16 protein-coding genes are annotated in these 18,780 nt (G+C 71.7%); 9 read left to right on the forward strand and 7 right to left on the reverse strand.

All coding sequences use genetic code 11. The features are described from left to right. The first annotated feature begins 14 nt into the window (after positions 1–14). From C1I93_RS00245 to C1I93_RS00275, 7 genes are all read left to right on the forward strand, one after another. A complete protein-coding gene (locus C1I93_RS00245) occupies positions 15–1,580 on the forward strand; it encodes an ABC transporter substrate-binding protein (protein ID WP_111241132.1) in 1,566 nt (521 codons plus the stop codon). After that, a complete protein-coding gene (locus C1I93_RS00250) occupies positions 1,577–2,521 on the forward strand; it encodes an ABC transporter permease (protein WP_212808390.1) in 945 nt (314 codons plus the stop codon). The genes C1I93_RS00245 and C1I93_RS00250 overlap by 4 nt, the downstream gene beginning before the upstream one ends. Further along, positions 2,518–4,908 (forward strand): ABC transporter ATP-binding protein/permease, encoded by a 2,391-nt coding sequence (locus C1I93_RS00255; protein ID WP_111241134.1) that lies wholly within the window; start codon positions 2,518–2,520, stop codon positions 4,906–4,908. Before C1I93_RS00250 ends, C1I93_RS00255 begins: the two co-directional genes overlap by 4 nt. Positions 4,909–5,090: 182 nt before the next feature. Beyond that, positions 5,091–6,470, forward strand: a complete 1,380-nt coding sequence (locus tag C1I93_RS00260) for a hypothetical protein (RefSeq protein WP_111241178.1) — start codon at positions 5,091–5,093, stop codon at positions 6,468–6,470. Between the two features lie 64 nt (positions 6,471–6,534). Next, positions 6,535–7,779, forward strand: coding sequence for an AAA family ATPase (locus C1I93_RS00265; protein ID WP_111241135.1), 1,245 nt, complete (start codon positions 6,535–6,537; stop codon positions 7,777–7,779). Beyond that, positions 7,776–9,032, forward strand: a complete 1,257-nt coding sequence (locus C1I93_RS00270) for a vWA domain-containing protein (protein WP_111241136.1) — start codon at positions 7,776–7,778, stop codon at positions 9,030–9,032. Before C1I93_RS00265 ends, C1I93_RS00270 begins: the two co-directional genes overlap by 4 nt. Beyond that, positions 9,029–9,223, forward strand: a complete 195-nt coding sequence (locus tag C1I93_RS00275; RefSeq protein WP_111241137.1) for a hypothetical protein — start codon at positions 9,029–9,031, stop codon at positions 9,221–9,223. Before C1I93_RS00270 ends, C1I93_RS00275 begins: the two co-directional genes overlap by 4 nt. A gap of 4 nt (positions 9,224–9,227) precedes the next feature. Here the strand turns inward: C1I93_RS00275 and C1I93_RS00280 are convergent, their stop codons facing one another. Then, positions 9,228–10,730, reverse strand: coding sequence for a cellulose binding domain-containing protein (locus C1I93_RS00280; RefSeq protein ID WP_111241138.1), 1,503 nt, complete (start codon positions 10,728–10,730; stop codon positions 9,228–9,230). A gap of 164 nt (positions 10,731–10,894) precedes the next feature. On the opposite strand from C1I93_RS00280, the gene C1I93_RS00285 reads away from it, so the two are divergent. Beyond that, on the forward strand, positions 10,895–12,040 hold the full coding sequence (locus C1I93_RS00285) for a helix-turn-helix domain-containing protein (RefSeq protein ID WP_111241139.1): 1,146 nt from the start codon (positions 10,895–10,897) through the stop codon (positions 12,038–12,040). A 68-nt stretch (positions 12,041–12,108) separates the two neighbouring features. Here C1I93_RS00285 and C1I93_RS00290 read toward each other — a convergent pair whose 3' ends face one another. Continuing rightward, entirely contained in the window at positions 12,109–14,373 is a 2,265-nt protein-coding gene (locus C1I93_RS00290) for an ATP-binding protein (RefSeq protein ID WP_111241140.1), read from the reverse strand. A 267-nt stretch (positions 14,374–14,640) separates the two neighbouring features. Beyond that, a complete protein-coding gene (locus C1I93_RS00295; RefSeq protein ID WP_111241141.1) occupies positions 14,641–15,444 on the reverse strand; it encodes an inositol monophosphatase family protein in 804 nt (267 codons plus the stop codon). A gap of 180 nt (positions 15,445–15,624) precedes the next feature. Here C1I93_RS00295 and C1I93_RS00300 point away from each other — a divergent pair, with 180 nt between their 5' ends. Then, positions 15,625–16,158: a DUF6993 domain-containing protein gene (locus C1I93_RS00300; protein WP_111241142.1), complete on the forward strand. Its 534-nt coding sequence runs from the start codon at positions 15,625–15,627 to the stop codon at positions 16,156–16,158. Here C1I93_RS00300 and C1I93_RS32165 read toward each other — a convergent pair. Genes C1I93_RS32165 through C1I93_RS00315 form a run of 4 tightly spaced genes read right to left on the reverse strand, consistent with a single transcriptional unit; the run spans position 16,109 to position 18,776 of the window. After that, positions 16,109–16,294 carry a TauD/TfdA dioxygenase family protein gene (locus C1I93_RS32165; RefSeq protein WP_258378242.1) on the reverse strand — a complete coding sequence of 62 codons (186 nt, stop codon included), beginning with the start codon at positions 16,292–16,294 and terminating at the stop codon, positions 16,109–16,111. The two genes, C1I93_RS00300 and C1I93_RS32165, sit on opposite strands and share 50 nt — an antisense overlap. Further along, the gene (locus C1I93_RS00305) at positions 16,221–17,000 is read right to left on the reverse strand and encodes a TauD/TfdA dioxygenase family protein (RefSeq protein WP_258378243.1); all 780 of its coding nucleotides are present in this window, start codon (positions 16,998–17,000) and stop codon (positions 16,221–16,223) included. Before C1I93_RS00305 ends, C1I93_RS32165 begins: the two co-directional genes overlap by 74 nt. Beyond that, positions 16,997–17,767, reverse strand: coding sequence for an ABC transporter ATP-binding protein (locus C1I93_RS00310; protein ID WP_111241143.1), 771 nt, complete (start codon positions 17,765–17,767; stop codon positions 16,997–16,999). The genes C1I93_RS00305 and C1I93_RS00310 overlap by 4 nt, the downstream gene beginning before the upstream one ends. Beyond that, complete coding sequence (locus C1I93_RS00315) at positions 17,754–18,776, reverse strand: taurine ABC transporter substrate-binding protein (RefSeq protein ID WP_111241144.1); 1,023 nt, start codon at positions 18,774–18,776, stop codon at positions 17,754–17,756. Before C1I93_RS00315 ends, C1I93_RS00310 begins: the two co-directional genes overlap by 14 nt. Positions 18,777–18,780 lie beyond the last annotated feature (4 nt).

Below are 18,780 nucleotides of genomic sequence, written 5' to 3' on the forward strand. Positions count from 1 at the left end.
AAAGGACACCCACCATGATTCACTCGCCCGTCACCGCGTCGAGAGTGTCTCGCCGCGGCCTGCTCGGCGGAGCCGCCGCGATCTCCGCCGCCCTGCTGACCGGCTGCGGCCCGGGCGGCGACCCGGCCGCCAGCTCGGCCGGGCAACCCCGGCGCGGCGGTCGGCTGCGGGCGGCGTTCGCCGGCGGCGGCGTCAACGAGACGCTGGACCCGCACCAGGCGAACCTGTTCAACGAGGCGTCGCGGGCCAAGGCGATGTTCGACAAGCTCGCCGACTACGGCCCGGACGTCTCCATCCAACCCCGCCTCGCCGAACGCTGGGAACCCAACCGCGACCTGACCCGCTGGCGGATCACCCTGCGCCCGGCCACGTTCCACGACGGCAAGCCGGTCCGGGCCGCCGACGTGCTCTACAGCTACGCCCGGATCACCGATCCGAAGCGGGCCTTCCGCGCCAAGGCCAGCCTCGAACTACTCGACCTGCCCAACAGCCGCGCCGTCGACGACCGCACCCTGGAGCTGGCCCTCAAGCGGCCCTTCGCCGAGTTTCCCAACGCGCTGGCCGCGTTCGGCGCGTACATCGTCCCCGAGGGCGCCGACAGCTTCGAACGGCCCGTCGGATCCGGGCCGTTCACCTTCGACTCCTGGCAGCCCGGCCGGTCGCTGCTGCTCACCCGGTACGACGGCTACTGGGAGGGCGGCGCGCACCTCGACGAGCTGGAGTATCTGATCAGCAACGAGGAGTCGGCCCGGGTCAACGCCCTGCTCGCCGGCCAGGTGGACTACGCGCACGACATCACTCCCACCACCGCGCGTACCCACGCCGACGGCGGCCGCATGACAGTCATCCGGATGCCGAACAGCACCATGCAGTCGTTCGCCATGAAGGTCGACCGGCCGCCGTTCGACAACCGTGACCTGCGGGAAGCCATGTTCCTGCTCACCGACCGCCAACAGTTGGTCGACACCGTCCTCGCCGGAGCCGGGCAGGTCGGCAACGACCTCTTCGGCAAGGGCTACCAGTACTACGCCGACGACATCGCCCAGCGCACCCGCGACCTCGACCGCGCCCGGTTCCTCATCGACAAGGCCGATGCCAAGGGCCTGCGCATCACACTCGACACCGCGTCGGTGGCCAGCGGGTTCGTCGAGGCCGCCAGCGTCTTCGCCGAACAGGCCAAGCAGGCCGGCCTCGTGATCGAAACCGCGATGGGCAACAAGGACACCTACTGGAGGGACATTCTCGACTCCGGCGTGCTGGCCTCGTACCGCTCCGGTGCCATGCCCATCGAAACCCACATCTCGCAGCGGCTACTGACCAACTCCACCACCAACGCCACCCGGTGGGCCCGTCCCGAGTTCGACGCCCTTTACGCCAAGGCCGTCGCCAGCGCCGACGACGCGACCCGCCGCCAGGCGTACGGCGACATGCAGCGCACCCTGCACGCTGAGGGTGGATTCCTGATCTGGGGCTTCGCCGACTTCCTCGTCGCCACCGCCCCCGGCGTCGGCGGAGTGTCCGCCAACGCCCCTGCCAACACCCTCGACTGGGCCCGCTTCGACAAGGTCTGGCTGGGGTGAATCTGCCCCGCTACGCCGCCGGGCGGTTGTTGCTCGGCCTCGGGCAGGTCGCCGGGATCACCACCATCGTGTTCGTGCTCACCGAGGCGCTGCCCGGTGACGCCGCCGTGGTGATCGCCGGCGACCACCCCGACCCGGCCCGCATCGCCGCGATCCGGGCGCAACTGGACCTCGACCGACCGGCCTGGCAGCGGTACCTCGACTGGCTGGCCGACCTGATCCGCGGCGACCTCGGCGTCTCGCTGATCTCACAGCGGCCGATCGTCGACCGGCTCGCCGACAGCGCGGGCGCCACCCTGCTGTTGGCGGCGGTGACCCTCCTCGTGCTGATACCACTCGCCATCGCGCTGGGCATGCTGGCGGCCCGCCGAGAAGGGGGACGGCTGGATCGGGTGGTGTCCGCGGTGTCGGTCGCGCTGTACGCGGTGCCCGAGTTCGCCCTGGCGATCCTGCTCATCGCCGTCTTCGGCGTCCGACTCGGCTGGCTACCTCCCACCGCGTTCGGCGCCGACCTGCTCACCCAGCCGTCCGTGCTCGTGCTGCCGTTGCTCGTGCTGCTCGCCCGGCCGATCTGCACCATCAGCAGACTCACCCGCGCCGGCATGCTCGACGCCCTGCGCGGCGAGTACGTGAGCCACGCCCGACGGCTCGGCATCACCGGCAGCCGGCTCTGGCTTCGCCATGCCCTGCCCGGCGCTCTGGCGCCGATCGTGCAGCAACTCGCCCGCACCACCGACTGGCTGCTCGGCGGCGTCATCGTCGTCGAGGCGGTGTTCGTCATCCCCGGCCTCGGCACCGCCCTCGTCGATGCCGTGTCCACCCGCGACATCCCCACCGTGCAGGCGCTCTGTGTCCTGGTTGCCGTCACCACAGTGGTGGTGAACCTGGCCGCCGATCTGGTGGCGTTCCGCCTCGCACCCCGCACCGGGGCGGTGCGATGAGGCGGCTGCGTACCCTGACCGGGGCAGTGCTGCTCGCCGTGCCGCTCGCGCTGGCCGCGTTCGGCCCGCTGCTGGCAGGCGAGCCGGCCGACCGCACGTTCCCGTTCTCCGGCGACGGGGTGCTGGGCACCGACTTCGTCGGCCGCGACGTCGGACAGCAGGTCCTACTCGGCGGTCGGTCCGTCGTCGTGGTCGCCGTGTGCGCGACGATGCTGGCGTACCTCGTCGGCGTGCCGGTCGGCCTGCTGGCCGCCGCCACCCGCCGCCGGTGGGTCGACGAACTGCTCATGCGTCCGCTCGACCTGACTCTGGCGGTGCCGTCGCTGCTGGTGCTGATCCTGCTGGCCGCCACCGCGCCGCCCGGACAGCTCACCCTCGTCGGGATAGTCGCGCTGGTCGGACTGCCGGAGATCGCCCGGATCACCCGCGCCGCCGCGTTGCCGCTGGCCCACGGACCGGCGATGGAGGCGATGCGTCTGTACCGCGAGACCTGGTGGCGGCGTGGCCCCGGCTACGTCGGCACCGGCATCCGCCGGATCCTGCTCGCCGACGCCGGAGTCAGGTTCATCGGCGCCATGTATCTGGTGGCCACCGCCAGCTTCCTGGGCATCGGCGTGGCACCCGGCGCCGCGGACTGGGCCGTCATGGTGGACCGCAACCGCACCGGGCTGTTCCTCCAGCCCTGGGCCGTCGCCGTGCCGGCCGCGCTGATCATCTCCCTGGCCGTCGGTCTCAACCTGGTCACCGACCGGATGCTGACCACCCGCGCCATTCCCAGCCCGGCACCAGCACCCGCGCAGGCCAGGACGGGGGACCGTCCGCAAGGGAACGAAGCACTTCTCCAGGTGCAGGAACTGGCGGCCAGGACCGTCGACCGGACGTTGCTTGACGGTATCTCCTTCAGGCTGCCTGCCGGCGAGATCCTCGCCGTCATCGGCGCCTCCGGCAGCGGCAAGACCACCACCGCCCGGGCGCTGCTCGGCGAGGGCACCCCTGGCGTCACCCGCACCGGCACCATCACCCTGGCCGGCCAGCCCGTCACCACCGCCACCCCGCCCAAGCCCGGCACCGTCGGCTACGTGCCCCAGCAACCCGTCGCCGCGCTCAACCCCGTACGCCGGATCGGTGCTGTGCTCCACGAGATCGCCAGGCACCAGGCACCCGACGGCAGCCGCAGCGCCCACCAGCGCACCGTGGCGGCCGTACTCGAACGCGTCAGCCTGCCCGCCGACCGCCGCTTCCTGCGCCGCTTTCCCCACCAGCTCTCCGGCGGTCAGCAACAACGCCTAGTGATCGCGCACGCCCTGCTGGCGCACGCCGTCCTGCTCATCGCCGACGAACCCACCACCGGACAGGACGCGCTCACCCGCAACGACGTAGCCCGAGAACTGACAAAACTCGCCCGGGAGGGCATCGCCGTCATCCTGCTCAGCCACGACCTGCACCTCGTACGAGCCGTCGCCGACCAGATCCTCGTGTTGCACCGAGGCGCCGCCATCGAATACGGCCCGGCGGCCGAGGTGCTAGCCACGCCACGACACCGGGACACTCGGCAGTTGCTCGCGGCGCCGCCGGCCCGGCCGACGGCGGTGGTACCCGAGGACAGGCCGCTGTTGCAGGTCACCGGCCTGAGCGCGACCCACCGCGACGGCGGTCGCCAGCGCGAGGTGCTCCGCGACGTCAGCCTGGCCGTCCCCGCCGGACAGTGCCTCGCCGTGGTCGGCCGATCCGGAAGCGGCAAGACAACCCTCGCCCGCTGCATCGCCGGTCTGCATCCCGCCCGCACCGGCGACGTGACCCTCGGTGGGCATCACCTCGCCACTGACCTCGACCGACGCCAGCGGCACGAACTCGGTGCCATCCAGTACGTGTTCCAAGACGCACGAGCCAGCTTCAACCCGTACCTGCCGGTCCTGGACCAGACCGCCGGTCCCGCGCGTCAGCTGCGGAACGCCACGCCGGAGCAGGCCCGCCGCACCGCCCTCCGCCTGCTCGAACGGGTGGGCCTCGCCGAACATGCCGTGATCCAGCGTCCAGATCGGCTCTCCGGCGGCGAACTGCACCGCGCCGCGTTCGCCCGCGCGCTCGCCGGCGAACCCCGCGTCCTCATCTGCGACGAGACGACCGCCGGGCTCGACAGCGTCACGCAGCACGGCATCCTCACGCTCCTCGACGAGCTGCGGCGCAGCCTGCACCTGACCGTCGTCGTGATCAGCCACGACCGCGACGTGGTCGCTCACCTCGCCGACCAGATCGTCGTTCTCGACAACGGAGTCGTCGTCGACCGTGGCCCGGCCGACGCCCTGCTCACCCACGCAGACCACCCGTTGACCCGCGCGCTTCTCCACAGCGACCCGGCGACCGCCGGAGCACCGTCGGACCGGTGATCCGAGTGCCGCCCAAGTCTGGGGCCGCATTGGTCTCGACGCCGGTCATGATCGCACCGGCGCGGATGAAGGTGCCGCGTCGCCCCCTTGGGGCTTGGCGGAGCTCACGGCGGGGCGCTATGCTCCGCCGCGATGAATCCTCCTCTCAGATTGGGGGTCCGGTTCGTGCAAGGTGAGTGCTGATGCGCTCCCTGGCCGCGAATGCGGATTCTCGTCTTTCCCTCTGGCGGCGGGTACGCGAGTACGCCGTGCCGCCCCCCATGATCGAAGCTGCGACCGCTCGTCGTCAGGTGGGTGACTGGGCTGGCGCTTGCGCCGCCGCCCGCGTCGATGTCGACTTCGACCTGCGCGCCGTAATCCAACGGCACGGTCGTGCGGTGGCCACCTGGCTTCGGGCTGATCTCCGGCACCTCGCGCCTGACCTGCTGCGCTGGCACATGCCGAGGATCGCGCCTGACGGACTGCTGCGGCCGGGCCTGACCGTCTCGCTGGCCCGGTACGGTCCGGCGGAACACGATGGTGCCGAGCCGGTGCACCTCGTCGCCCGGACACCACCGGCCTGGGCGGATGCGGGCCAACGGATCAGCCTGGCATTGTGGACCGGATCTCCCGCCGAGACCCATCCTGACCGTCGGTTCCGCCTCGACCTGCATCGTCATCTGTGGGACGTACGCAGAGCCGATGAGCTACGGAGCCGGTCGGGCATCCAGCAGATGACATCCGATACCGCCTCCGCGACCAGCCCTGATCCGATCTGGGACGGGCTGCGAGAGTGCGGGTACGCGGTGCACCGGTGGGCGGCCGAGGCGGCGCTGCTGCTCCACGCCGAGGGGCAGGCCGGCGGCACCGTGGCGGTACGCATCGGCCCACGACGCCGTCTGCTCCTGGACATCGCTCCGGCGGGACCGGACCTCCGGCCACCTGCGGCGCGGATCGCCGGGGCGGCGCGGGCTTTTCGTGTCGCCGGGCTGCCGGTGCTGCCCGACGTGGCGACCTGGGTGACGCCTGACCTGGAGTTGCTGCGCCACGGGCTGATCGAGGTCGACCGGCTCCACCCGCTGGTGGCCGCCGCGCTCGCGCCCGGTCATCCATCAGCCGGCGTGCCGGCGTCCCCAGAGCCGGCAACAGCGCCACGTCTCGTGGCCTGCCGGGGAGCCTGGCACCGCATCGGCCCGGTGAACGGTGCGCTCACACCCCTCGACCACCACCCGGCAGAAATCCGCCGGGAGGAACTGTTGGCCGCGCTGACCGGCACCCCGTTGCCCTGCCTGCAGGCGATCGACGAAGCGCACCGCCGACCGGAGTGCCTTCCCGACATCCGCGCCCGCCTGGACCACGGCGACACCGCCGGTGCGCTGGCCACCGTCGAGGCCCTGCTCGGACCCGAAGCGCTCCTGCGCGACGGGAACCTGCGGGAGGAACTGGAGAACGCCGCGCTGCGGCGAATCTCGTACGGGCTGTTCCGGGCCGGGCTGATCGGACCTGGACCTGCTCCTTCCTTCTCGGACCTGCGGCCCAAGCGTGACCGCCGCTCTCACCCGCGCCACGCGATTCCCCGCTGACCAGCGGGCCTCTTTCCTCGCCCGGCTCCAGGCCGGTCCACCACGACCTCACAGGTGATCACAGATGCTTCCTACCCGCACCTTGACCGACCCCACCCCGATGTCGCAGCTCGACGTCGCCGCCGACCTGCTCGTGCTGCTCCACGACACCACCACCGAGACCCGGTCCGACCCGCAACTGGAGGCACTCACCCTGGCCGTGGCCGCCGACCTGCCGGTGCTGCTGTGGGGCGAGCCGGGAATCGGCAAGACCGCCGCGCTGACGCAGCTCGCCGCAGCCCTGGACCTACCGCTCACCACGGTGATCGCCAGCGTCCACGAGCCGTCCGACTTCTCGGGACTGCCCGTGGTCGGCGACGACCCGGCGACCCAGGGCGTTCCGATGGCGCCGCCGGACTGGGCCGTGCGCCTGGTACGCGCCGGTCGGGGACTGTTGTTCCTGGACGAACTCTCCACCGCCCCGCCGGCCGTGCAGGCGTCCCTGCTTAGGCTCGTGCTCGAGCGGCAGGTCGGCAGCCTGCGCCTGCCGGCCGGGGTCCGGATCGTGGCCGCCGCCAACCCGCGATCCTCGGCGGCCGACGGCTGGGAGCTGAGCCCACCGCTGGCCAACCGCTTCGTGCACTTGCGCTGGACCCACGACCACGAAGTCGTCGTACGCGGCCTGAGCGGGACCTGGCCCCGGGCCACGCTGCCCCGGCTCGACCCGGAACGGCTGCCGGACGCTGTCACCTTCGCTCGTCGCGCGGTGTGTGGGCTCCTGTCGGCCCGCCCGGGGCTCGTTCACCGGCTACCCACGAGTGAGGCTGGTCGCGGTGGCCCGTGGCCGTCACCCCGCAGCTGGGAGATGACCCTGCGCCTGATCGCCTTCGCCACTGCGGCCGACACCTCCCGGGAGGTCCTGTCGAATCTGGTCAGAGGCACCGTGGGCGATGGCCCGGGACTGGAGCTACTGGCCAGCCTGGACCGGATGGACCTTCCCGACCCCGAGGCGCTGCTGGCCGACCCGGCCACGGCCGTTCTGCCCGAGCGGGGCGATCTGCGCCAGGCCGTGTTGGACGGCGTGGTGGAGGCGGTGCGCCGGCGTCCGGAGCGGTCCCGCTGGGACGCCGCCTGGGCACTGCTGGTCCGGGCACTGGAGACGGGTGCTCCGGACCTCGTGGTCGTACCCGCGTCCACCCTCGCCCGACTGCGCCAGCAAGACTGGGACGTGCCGGCGTCGATCGAGCGGCTCGCCGGGGCGGTGTCCCTGTCCCAGCGAGCAGATCAGACGGCGGCCCGGGCCGCGGCGGGCGCGGGGACCGGCCGATGAGCATCGACCATGCCAGGACGTTGACGCTGGACCGGGACAAGCTCTTCACCGCCCGGCTGCACGCCGCCCGGGTCCGGCCCTACCTGGCGACGGCGCTGTTCGCCCTGCACGTGGTCGAGTCCCGGAGGGTGCCGACGATGGCAGTGGACGCGCACTGGCGTTGCTACGTCTCGCCCGCCTTCGTATACCGGACCTCGGTGGAGGAGCTCGCCGGAGTGTGGGTGCACGAGGTCTCGCACCTGCTCCGTGACCACCATGGGCGCAGTGACCGGGTCGCCCGGGAACGCGGGCTGACTGGGCCGGGGGAGCGGCTGCGGATGAACATCGCCGCGGACTGTGAAATCAACGACGACGTGTTCGGGGAGGGGCTGGCCCGCCCCGAAGGCGCGGTCGAGCCCAGCTCTCTGCTGCTGCCCGAGGGGCAACTGATGGAGGACTACCTGCGTCAGTTCCGGCTCGGACCGCGTACCCAGCACCTGGCCTGGCTGGACTGCGGCAGCGGCGTCGACGGGTTGCCGCGGGAATGGGACCTCGGACCCGACGGCGCACACGCGCTCAGCCCTCAGGAACGGGACGCGGTGCGGTTCCGGGTGGCCGAGGGCATCACCGGCCGACCGGGAAACGTCCCCCAGGGCTGGCGCCGGTGGGCGGAGCAGGCATTCCAGCCACCGCAGCCGTGGCGGGAACTCCTGGGAGCGGCGGTCCGTTCGGCGGTCTCGACGCCCGGGGTGGGCGAGGACTACACCTACGGCCGGCTGTCGCGGCGCTCCGCCGGCATACCCGGCGTCGTTCTGCCGGCGCTGCGACGCCGGCCCCCGCGGGTCTGCGTCATCATCGACACGTCCGGCTCGGTCAGCGACGCCGAACTGGGCAGTGCCCTGCTCGAGGTTGCCGCGATCTCCCGGGCCGTGGGTGGCCGTCGCGACCTGGTGACCGTCCTTCCCTGCGACGCGTCGGCCCAGGTCGTCCGCCCACTGTGCCGGGCCGAGGACATCCCGCTGATCGGTGGTGGGGGTACGGATCTGCGTACGGGTTTCGCCCGCGCGCTTCGGCAGGGCCCATGCCCGGACGTTGTCGTCGTGCTGACCGACGGGCAAACGCCCTGGCCGGCCTCACGGCCGCCCTGCCGCACCGTCGTAGGGCTGTTCCACCGCGCCGTCAGGTGGGACGAGGACGACCCGGACTACCGGCCGGATTCCTCGCCCGAGTGGGCGCGCGTGGTCACCATCGGCGCCGCTCCGACCGCCCGGTGAGCCCCGGCCCGGCCCTGGACGGCAGCACGATGTCGAGTGCGCGCTTCCGGCGGGCTGTCGACGAGGGCGACCTGCCTGCGGAGACCGATCTGGCGCTGCTGCTCAGGTGCGTCATGACGATCGGCAACGGCGTTGTGGTGCAGCAGGCCACCAGGGCCTGGCAGCTTCCGCTGCCAGGCCCTGGTGGGTGAATGATCAGGCGCAGGTTTTGCCGTTCAGGGTGATCGGCGCTGGCGTGTGCGGCGTGCCGGTGGCGTTGAAGCCGAAGGTGACGGCCCCGCCGTTCGGGATGCTGGCGTTGTAGGCCAGGTTCGAGGCGGTCACTGCGGTGCCGTTCTGGGTGATCGCGGCGTTCCACGGGGTGGTGATGGTGCTGCCGGCCGGCAGATTCCAGGCCAGCTGCCAACCGTTGACGGCGGCGGCAGAGTTGTAGATGGTCACGTTCGCGGTGTAGCCGCCCGACCAGGTGGTGACCTGGTAGGACACCTGACAGGTCGCCGGGCCCGCGGTGGCGGTCACCGGGACGATGTCGCCGAAGTCGTCGCGTACGGTGGCGAAGTCCTGGAAGCCGATGCCGGTGCCGGCACCGCTGGTGTGGGTGCCGGCGGCCAGCACCGATCCGTTCGGGTTCACCTGGTAGAGCGGGCCGCCGCTGTCGCCGCCGTAGCCGGTCTCCCCGCCGTCCAGCTGGGTGGCCTCGACCAGGTCCTGCTCGTCGGTGTAGTGGAACTGCACCTCAAGGTTGCAGATCGGCTCGCCGTGGATCTCGGCGGTGGTCTGTCCGGACTGGCAGAGGATCTGGCCGGGGAAGACCTGAGTCCAGCCGGCCACCGGCACCGTCGTCGACTCGTGCAGGCCGCCGACGTACACGTCACTGCCGGCCGACGCTGCGCTGAGCAGAGCGATGTCGTGCGGGCCGTGGCGCTCGACGATGAACCCGATCGGGTCGCCGACGCCGTCGAACCACTCGCCGCCGAGCGGTCCGCAGTGCGCGGCGGTCAGCACATACGGGGTGTCATCGGCGAGATCGCGTACCCCGAAGCCGGACGTGCAGAGGTCACCGCCGCCGTTCCAGATGCGCGCGCCACCGTTCCATGGGGCCGCGTCGTCGAAGCGGGTGGCGTGCTGCTCCAGCTTCTCCGCCGCGACGGTGCTGGTCTTCACGCCGGTGGCGGGCAGCGCCGGGACCTTCGCGCCGCCGGTGGTGTCGACGGCGACCTCCAGCCCACTGCCGTCGGTCTTGATCCGCACGGTGTGCGCGGCATCCGCGTGGTCCTTCGCCACGACTCGGCGCAGCTTCGCTGCCGCGGCCTGTAGCTCTCTGCCGCTGTACCGGGCCGGCTCGACCCGTACCTCGGCGAGTTTCCCGACGCTTCGCACGGCGGTGGCGATGTCGGCCGGCACCGACCCCTTCCACCAGAGTGTGACGTGCCCGTCGACCAGGCCGAGGCCGGCGTAGCCGCGCGGCTCACCTGCCTCCACAGCGGATCGGATGACGCTGGCAGCGTCGACGAGGGCCACCTGCCCGGCCATGCGCTTCTGCACCGTGGGTGACAGCCTGTCAAAGAGATTCGCGGCGGGTACGCCGGACGGTGCGGCCGGCGAGGCGGCGGCGGCCCCGGCCGTGGTCAGTCCGACAGCGGAGAGCGTGAGCAGGGCGGCCGTGGCCACCCGCAGGGCGGTTCGGAAAGTCTGCATGGCCCAGAGTCAACCGAGAGTGACGGCGCGGATCCATGCAGAAGAATCGGCAACTTCACCGTGAGCATGTGTTCAGTAACACAGCGGCAGGGGTGATGCTACCGGAGCGTAGTCACTAGCGTCCCTCTGAGGGGCTGAGCACACCCATCGGGGGGGGGCGGGCTGTGAGTGATTGTGGACGACTCGCGGGCGGTTCCGCGCTGAGGGTGCTGCGCACCGCCGCCGGACTGACCATTGACGACCTGGCCAAACGATCGGGCGTGAGCCCGCGCACCATCGGCGGCATCGAGCGGGGCCGGATCCGGCGTCCACACGAAGGCACCCTCGCCGCGCTGGCGGAGGCCCTGCGCCTCGGGCCGGACGACGGCACCCGGCTGCGGGCCGCGGTCCGGATCGAGCCGGCGGCGACCGGGCTGCCCAGGCTGACGCCCTGTTTCACCGGGCGCGACGACGACCTCGACTGGCTGGCCGACGCCGTGGCCCGGCACCGGGTGATCGAGCTGGCCGGCCTGCCCGGCATCGGCAAGAGCGCGCTGGCGGCGCAGGCCGCCGCCAGGCTGAGCGGTGACTTCCCGGACGGGGTGCGGTTCGTGGGGCTGACCGGCTCGCCCGCCCCGCACCCCGCCGCGCTGGCCCGGGAGCTGGCGCGTTCGCTGGGTGTCGACGTGCCGGGTGATGACGCCTTCGCGGTCGCGGCGTGGCGGCGACTGCTCGACGAGCGGCGGTTGCTCCTGGTCTTCGACGATGCGGCCGACGCGGTCCGGCTGGCACCGCTGCTGCCGGACCGAGGGGCATCGGTAGCGGTGGTGACCACGTCCGGGCGGTTGCGCCTGCCACTGGGGCGCGCGCGGCGGGTGCTCACACCGTTGCCCGCGCCCGACGCCGAGCTGGCCCTGTATCGAATGATCGGTCCGGCGGTCCCGGACGCGGGGGCGGCCGAGCTGGCGCAACACTGCCACGGTCTTCCGTTGGCGCTGCGTACCGTGGCAAACCGGGTGCGGACCCGGCACGCGTGGTCGATCGAGCGTCTCAGGGCACAGCTCGACCGGCCGGGGCGGCAGCTGGCGGCGCTCACCGCCGGTGACCTGTCGGTGGGCGCGGCCCTCGACCGCGGTTACCGGCAGTTGCCGGAGTCGCTGCGCGCGGCGGTCCGCGCGCTGGCCGCGCCGGTGCCGCCGGCGGCGGCGGTCGCCGACCTGGACGGTTGCGGGTGGATCGCCCGCGATCACGGGGTCAATCCGATTTTGTACGCGTTCGCGGTAGCCCGCGCCGGGGGCGCACGGGCGACGGTGCCGCTCACCGCAGCCTGAGTTCGCGGCGGCCCGCCGATGCGGGCGCACCGCGGTGCTCATCCCTACGCGACGCGATCCGCCGCAGCTCAGCCACTCACCGCCCCGGAGTTCAGCTCGGCCAGCGCCGCACGGGCGCGAGCGACGCTCTCGGCGTCACCGAGCGAGTCGGCCAGCTCGACCGCCGCTGCCAGATACTCACCCGCTTCCGCGGCGCGGCCGGTGCGCCGCAGAGCCTCGGCCAGCCCGATCAGCGCGGCCAACTCCTGGGTTCGCAGCCCGCAGGCGCGTGAGCCCGTCACCGCCTCGCGAAGGGCGCCGACCGCCTCGTCCCAGCGTCCCAGATCCGCCAGGTTCGACCCGATCCACCGGCAGGTGATCGCGTCCGAGTAGGCGCGCGGAACTGCCGCGATCGGAAACTCCGCGTCGCGCAGTAACCGCAGCGTACGCCGGTGCGCCCGCAGCGCGTCGGGCGTGCGGCCGAGCGCCCGCAACGCTATGCCGGTCATCGACACGGCCTGCACCGTGCCCTCGTGATCTCCGGCCGCGCTCAGCACGCCGCTTCCCCGTCGTAGCAGCCGCAGGGCGGCGTCAAACTCGCGGAGCCGCAGCTGCGCGGACGCGGCGTAGAGCAGCGCCCAGCCCTGCTGAGCACGGTCGCCAGCACGCCGGGCCGACCGCAGCGCCGCCCGGGCGGTGGCCAGGCCCGCGGACGCGTCGTTCAGACAGAGCGTCTGCGCCCAGGAAAGATAGTTCAGGTGCGTGGCCTGCCGGGCCAAGTCGCCGGTGCGGGTCGCCGCCTCGGCAGCCAGCCGGAAGACCTCCGGCCAGATGTCCAGGTAGATTCGCTGGTCGGAGAACCAGTGCAGCGCATCGGAGACCGCGACGACCAGGTCGTCCCGCCCGGTCTCGGCCGCGATCCGCAGCGCCGGGAGCCAGTTCTCCCGCTCGGCGTCGAGCCAGTCGCGGGCCTGGTCGGCATCCGATTCGTCGTCCGGCGCCGGCCCACCCGGCTCGAAGTGCCGCCCGGCCCGGACGGTCGCCTCCAGCAGCCACGTCACCAGGCTCTCCCGCAGCGCTGGCGCGGCCGACGGCTCGTCCCGCTCCAGGCAGGTCATGGCGAAGTCGCGGACCAGGTCGTGCAGCCCGTAGCGGTCCGGTGGCCGGAGCCCGAGCAGCCCGGACTCGACCAGCCCGTCGAGCCGGTCCTCAGCCTCGGTCACATCGACTCCACACAGCACGGCTGCGGCGTCCGCGGTGAAGTCCGGCCCCGGGATCAGCGCCAGTCGCCGCAGCGTCGTGCGCCCGGTCACCGAAAGCCAGCGGTATGACAGCGCGAGCGCCGCGGACAGGCCGGAGTTGTCACCGTCGATGGCAGCGACCCGATTCCGGGCCTGCGCGAGGCGCGCGTTTAGGTCGGCGACGGTGAGTGCCGGGTCGTCGCGCAGCCGCTGCCCGGCGATCCGCAGCGCGAGCGGCAGGTGCCCGCAGTGCGTGGCGAGTGCGGTGATCCGCTCCGGCGCGACGTCCTCGACCCGGCCGACGGCCCGCAGCAGCGCCGTCGACTCGGCCGGTGACAGCGGCTCCTGCGGCAGCCAGTGCACCGCCTCCAGCCCGCTCAACCAGCGCCGGCAGGTGAGCAGCACCAGGGCTGGGCCGTCGCCGGGCAGCAACGGCCGCACCTGCTCCTCGGAGGCCGCATTGTCCAGCACCAGCAGCGCTCGCCGGTGCCGCAGCAGCCCACGGTAGATCCGAGCCCGCTCGTCGACGTCGGCCGGTATCCGTGACTCGCTCAAGCCGAGCGCCAGCAGCAGCCGTTGCAGCACCTCACCGGCGCTCGCCGGGTGCTGGTGGGTGCCGCGCAGATCGACGAAGAACCGCCCGTCCGGGTACCGCTCGGTGAGGTCGTGGGCCGCGCGCAGCGCCAGCGCCGTCTTGCCGACGCCAGGCTGCCCGGTGAGTACGGCGACGACGGCCGGCGGTTCCGCCGACTCGACGAGTTCGCCGAGCCTGCCGAGCGACTCGGCCCGGCCGGTGAAGTCGGCGGGCGGCGCAGGCATCGGGCACGGCCCGAGCGGCGGCCGGCCGGCGCGGGCGGTCTCCTCGATCAGGGCGCGGTCGCCGGCGGGCGGCGCCAGCACGTCGAGGACTGCGGTCAGGGTACGGCGCTGTGGCCGGCGAACCAGGTCGCGCTCGAGGTTGCTCAGCGCCCGGCTACTCACGCCGGACCGGTCGGCGAGTTCCTCGATCGTCAGCCCGGCGGCCGCTCGATGGTGCCGCAGCAGCCGCCCCAGGCTGGTGCCCTCGCCCGCCCGCACCCGACCCTCGCCTCCGTACCACGTGGATGGCGTCATCCTATCGACGGATATCGTCAAGGTCGAGGTGCCGATGCCCCAGACCCGGTCCAGAGGACTGGCCTGCTCCCACGTCCTCTGGTCGAAGCCGGCACCCTGCCGGCCCAGTATTGCCCATCCGATTCCTAACCGGCGTTCCGCCGCGTGAAGTAGGTGTTGGCGGCGGCGAGTGCGCCCATCCAGAGCACCACCTCCGGGCCGGTCCCCGGTAGACCACGTGCGGGAGGCGGGTCCAGGGTTGGGCCGTGCCGGGAAGGCGACAGCCGTTCAGTCTCCTTCTGCGCGTTGGTTTCGGATCAGGGTGAGCAGCGTGGTGTGGGTCTGTTCGTCGGCGGCCACGACGAGGCCGCCCGCACCGGTGTGGAGGGGTTGACCGTGGATCCCGCTGACCACACAGCCGGCTGCGTGGCAGAGGGCGATGCCGGCGGTGAAGTGGACATTCCCCGATAGGGGGCCGTCGGTGACGTAGGCGGCACGACGGCCGGCGGCGACCCAGGCCACCGCCAGGGTGGTGGAGACGACGCGTGGGCGGAACCGCGCGATGAATCGGGGGTCGGAAAGTAACCGGGCGGCCCGGAAAACCCGTTCGTTGGGAAACGGTGCGTCGAGGTTGACGTCCACCAGCCCCGACTCGGCTGACGGGGCCAGTGGTTCGTCCACGCCATCGCGTCGCACGTGGGCCCCAGCGCCGTCGGTCCAGAACACCTCGCCGGTGAACGGATCTGCCGAGGCTGCCACGAGAGCCCGCGTCCCGGTTTGCAGGGCCACGTTGACCGAGACCAGCATGTTGTGTACGGCGAAGTTCAGCGTCCCGCACAGCGGGTCGACCAGCCAGGTGCGTCCGTTTCCGTCGGACCCGGTGCGCCCACTCTCCTCCGCCACGACGAGGTCGTCCGGCCGGGCGGCGTGCAGGACGTCGAGGATGGCTCTCTCTGCTTCGATGTCGGCCGTCGTGGCGAAGTCCTCGCCAGACTTCTTCCACCGGCTCAGCGACAACCCGTAGTAGGAGCGCACCACCGTCGCGCCCGCCTCTGCCGCTTTGATGACCAGATCGCGATCGTCGATCGACATACTCGAACGTTAGACGGTGGGCCTTCACCTGCGGTCGGAGGTGAGCCAGACCGGCCGGCAGGTGGACGGTGGCCGGTGAGGCCGCGTCGAACTGCGACAACGGTCCGGTCTCAGGTCGATGACAGCTCCCCGCTGCCTCGTAGAATCAGGTCCTCGAAGTCCAGACGACGGGGGTCGGTGATGCGGGCAGCGAAGATCAGCTGGTCGACGGGTGCTGCCTCGCTCGCCTTGCTGGCGCTCGGCTGTGCGGCCCCAGACACCCGGGTCGGCGACGCGCAGGCGATACCCACAAGTCCGTCGGCGTCGCCCGCGGTGGCGGCGGAGCCGACCGGTCCGCAGGCGGACGCACCCCCCAACCACGCCGACAACAACGGCTGGAAGCAACGGCACGAACTCTCCGCCGCGGACCAGCGAACCGGCCAGAGACTTGCCGCGCAGATCCGGCCCAGGCTTGACGAACTACGCGCGGCGGGGGATTTCGCACCGGCGTCCACCCAGCGAGCGCTGCTCGACCTGGGCATCAAGGCAGACGCGATCGAGGTCACGGCCATGCGGCCGCCGATCGGTCAGGAGGCATCCCCGCCGGGCGCGGTGTACGCGGTTCGCTTCGCGGACGTGGGCTGTGTGATCGGGGACGTGCGGCCCGACCGAGTCATGGTCGAGGTCACCGGCTCGGCTGCCGAGTTCGGGTGCCTGGAGCCGTTCTCGCACTGACGCCGCGGGGAATGTCACCGCGCAGCGTGATGCGGTGCATGACCCGCCGATCGGATCCGTAGTCACGGTTGGCGTAGTGAGCGGTACTGCGGTTGTCCCAGAGCGCCACGTCCCCGGCTTGCCAGCGGTGCCGCACGATGTGCTCGGGCTTGGTGAGGTGGGCGTAGAGCAGGTCCAGGATGGCTCGGCTCTCGAAGTCCGAACACGCCGACGATGTGCGAGGTGAAACCCGGGTTCACGAAGATCCCGCGACGACCGGTCTCGGGATGGACCCGGACCACCGGGTGCTCGACCGGGTCCAGCCGGGACACCTGTCGGCCCTCCCACACGTTGCCGCCACGTTGCGCCAGGTAGTAGCCGAACTCGCGGGTGCCGTCGTGGATGGCGGTGAGTTGATCGACAAGCCGTCGTACCGGTTCGCTGAGCGACTCGTACGCCAGTTGTGCGTCGGCCCAGTTGGTGTCGCCGCCGGTCGGCGGAAGGACGACGGGGCGCAGGATCGAGCCGAGCGGCGGTCGCTTCATGAAGGTGACGTCGGTGTGCCATACGTCGGCGAAGCCGTTGTCGGTGCTGTCGAGGGCGTATATCTCGGGGTGAGCGTCATCGACGCCGCCGATCACCGGGTGCGAGGCGGTCAGTTCGCCGAGCCGGCGGCCCAGGCGAACCTGGCCGTCGTCGTCGAGGCGCTGGCCGCGGAGGAAGAGCACCTTACGCTCGACCAGAGCGGCACGTAACGCGACGATCTCCTCGTCGGTGGCGGTGGCCAGATCCAGACCGTGGATCAGGGCGCCGAAGTGCGGTCCGAGCGGCTCGAGGTCGAGCTGCGTGGCGACCTTTGTCATGCGGATGCTCCTTCGCTTCGGACGGCGTGTCCGATCTCGGCTCGCAGGGCGGCATAATCGGGCAGGCCCCGCAGGTCGTCCGGGGTGATGCCGGCGCGGGGTAGCGGGATGGGCAGGTCCAGGACGATCCGACCGGGGCGAGGGCTGAGCACCACGACCCTGCTGCCGAGGAAGACCGCCTCGTCCACGCTGTGCGTGACGAAGATCGAGGTACGCCCGGTCGCGGCGCTGACCGAGCGCAGGTCTTCCTGGAGGCGCTCGCGGGTGAGCGCGTCGAGCGCGGCGAATGGTTCGTCGAGCAGCAGTAGTGGGCGGTCGGCGGCGAGGGCGCGGGCGATCGCGACTCGCTGCTGTTGGCCGCCGGAGATCTGCCAGGTGCGGCGCTTCGCCACGTCGGGCAGCCCGACCCGCTGAAGTAACGCGTCGACGCCATCGGTGGACTGCCCGGCGTAACGCAGAGCCAGCTCGATGTTGCCGCCGACAGTTTTCCAGGGAAAGAGCCGGGGCTGCTGGAAGACCAGGCCCGCGCCGCGCCCTGGGATCGGTGGCACCCCGCCGGTCAGGACCGTGCCGGTGGTGGGCCGTTCGAAACCGGCGATCAGCCGCAGCAGTGTGCTCTTACCGCACCCGGACGCGCCGACCAGGACGAGGAACTCGCCCGGCGGCACCGCCAGGTTGAGGGGACCGAGGGCGACGGTGTCGCCGTACCTGTGCTCGACGTCGGTGACGGCGATCGCCGGGGTGCCACCGGACTCAGCCGAGGGCATCGGGTAGTCCTTCGGTGTAGATGGCGGCCTGCACGGTTGCCAGGTCCGGTACGGCGTCGATCTTCTGCTGGTCCTTGAGGAACTGTGCCGCGCTGACCAGGTTTTCGGCGAGCTTGCCCTTGGCCACGGAGTTGCCGAGCCATTCGGCGCCGGCCAGATCCGCCGGTTTGAGGAAGACACCTTGCGAGAGCTGCTGCTGCGCTTCCTCGGGGCTGAGGTTGAGTTCGGCGCCGACCGACTTCGCTGCCGCCGCGGGGTTGTCGTGGATCAGGTTCAGGGCCTGGGACTGCGCTTTGCGCCAGGCGTCCACTGCCGCCGGGTGCGCCTGGATGAAGTCGGTGGCGACGACGCCGAGGTCCAGCGTGGGCTTGCCGTCGGCGGCGAGCTCGCGACTGGTGACCAGCACCGTACCGGTCTTTCTGAGTTCGTCCAGCGACGGCAACCAGGAGTAGGCCGCGTCCAGGTCGCCTCGGGTCCAGGCGGCCAGGATGTCCTGGGGCTCCAGGTCGACGATGGTGACCTCTGATTCCTTGATGCCGGCCCGATCCAACGCGGCCAGCAGGCTGTAGTGGGCGGTGGAGGCGAACGGGGTCCCGACCTTCTTGCCGCGCAGTCCGGCCACATCCGTGATCCCGGCGCCGTTGCGGGCCACCAGTGCCTCGTTGTCGCCGGCCACGTCGAGCACGAAGGCGACCTGATACGGAATGTTCAGTGGTGCGGAGAGTCCGCGGGCGACCGGACTCGACCCGATTGCCGCGATGTCGATGCTTCCGGCGACGAAGGCGGTGTTGATGCTCGCACCGGAGTCGAACTTGGTCCAGGTGATCTGGTAGTCGGGTAGGGCATCCTCCAGCAGCCCTTGGTTCTTCACGATCAGGTCGCCGCTCGGGAATGCCTGGTAGGCGATCCGGATGGTCTTGCGGGCCGGGTCGCCGCCGCTGGCGGCACCGTCTCCGCAGGCGGTCAGGAGCAGGGACACGGCTGCCAGCAGACTGACTGTCTTGCGCATCTGG

Origin of the sequence: Micromonospora endophytica, from assembly GCF_003236305.1 — a bacterium.
Taxonomy (GTDB): Bacteria; Actinomycetota; Actinomycetes; order Mycobacteriales; family Micromonosporaceae; genus Micromonospora; species Micromonospora endophytica.

Coding starts and splice junctions, on each gene's coding strand:
- C1I93_RS00260 (WP_111241178.1), top strand. CDS start 5,091: ATGCGCTCCCTGGCCGCGAATGCGGATTCTCGTCTTTCCCTCTGGCGG.
- C1I93_RS00280 (WP_111241138.1), bottom strand. CDS start 10,730: ATGCAGACTTTCCGAACCGCCCTGCGGGTGGCCACGGCCGCCCTGCTC.
- C1I93_RS00290 (WP_111241140.1), bottom strand. CDS start 14,373: ATGACGCCATCCACGTGGTACGGAGGCGAGGGTCGGGTGCGGGCGGGC.
- C1I93_RS00315 (WP_111241144.1), bottom strand. CDS start 18,776: ATGCGCAAGACAGTCAGTCTGCTGGCAGCCGTGTCCCTGCTCCTGACC.
- C1I93_RS00255 (WP_111241134.1), top strand. CDS start 2,518: ATGAGGCGGCTGCGTACCCTGACCGGGGCAGTGCTGCTCGCCGTGCCG.
- C1I93_RS00310 (WP_111241143.1), bottom strand. CDS start 17,767: ATGCCCTCGGCTGAGTCCGGTGGCACCCCGGCGATCGCCGTCACCGAC.
- C1I93_RS00245 (WP_111241132.1), top strand. CDS start 15: ATGATTCACTCGCCCGTCACCGCGTCGAGAGTGTCTCGCCGCGGCCTG.
- C1I93_RS00300 (WP_111241142.1), top strand. CDS start 15,625: ATGCGGGCAGCGAAGATCAGCTGGTCGACGGGTGCTGCCTCGCTCGCC.
- C1I93_RS00270 (WP_111241136.1), top strand. CDS start 7,776: ATGAGCATCGACCATGCCAGGACGTTGACGCTGGACCGGGACAAGCTC.
- C1I93_RS00305 (WP_258378243.1), bottom strand. CDS start 17,000: ATGACAAAGGTCGCCACGCAGCTCGACCTCGAGCCGCTCGGACCGCAC.
- C1I93_RS00265 (WP_111241135.1), top strand. CDS start 6,535: ATGCTTCCTACCCGCACCTTGACCGACCCCACCCCGATGTCGCAGCTC.
- C1I93_RS00295 (WP_111241141.1), bottom strand. CDS start 15,444: ATGTCGATCGACGATCGCGATCTGGTCATCAAAGCGGCAGAGGCGGGC.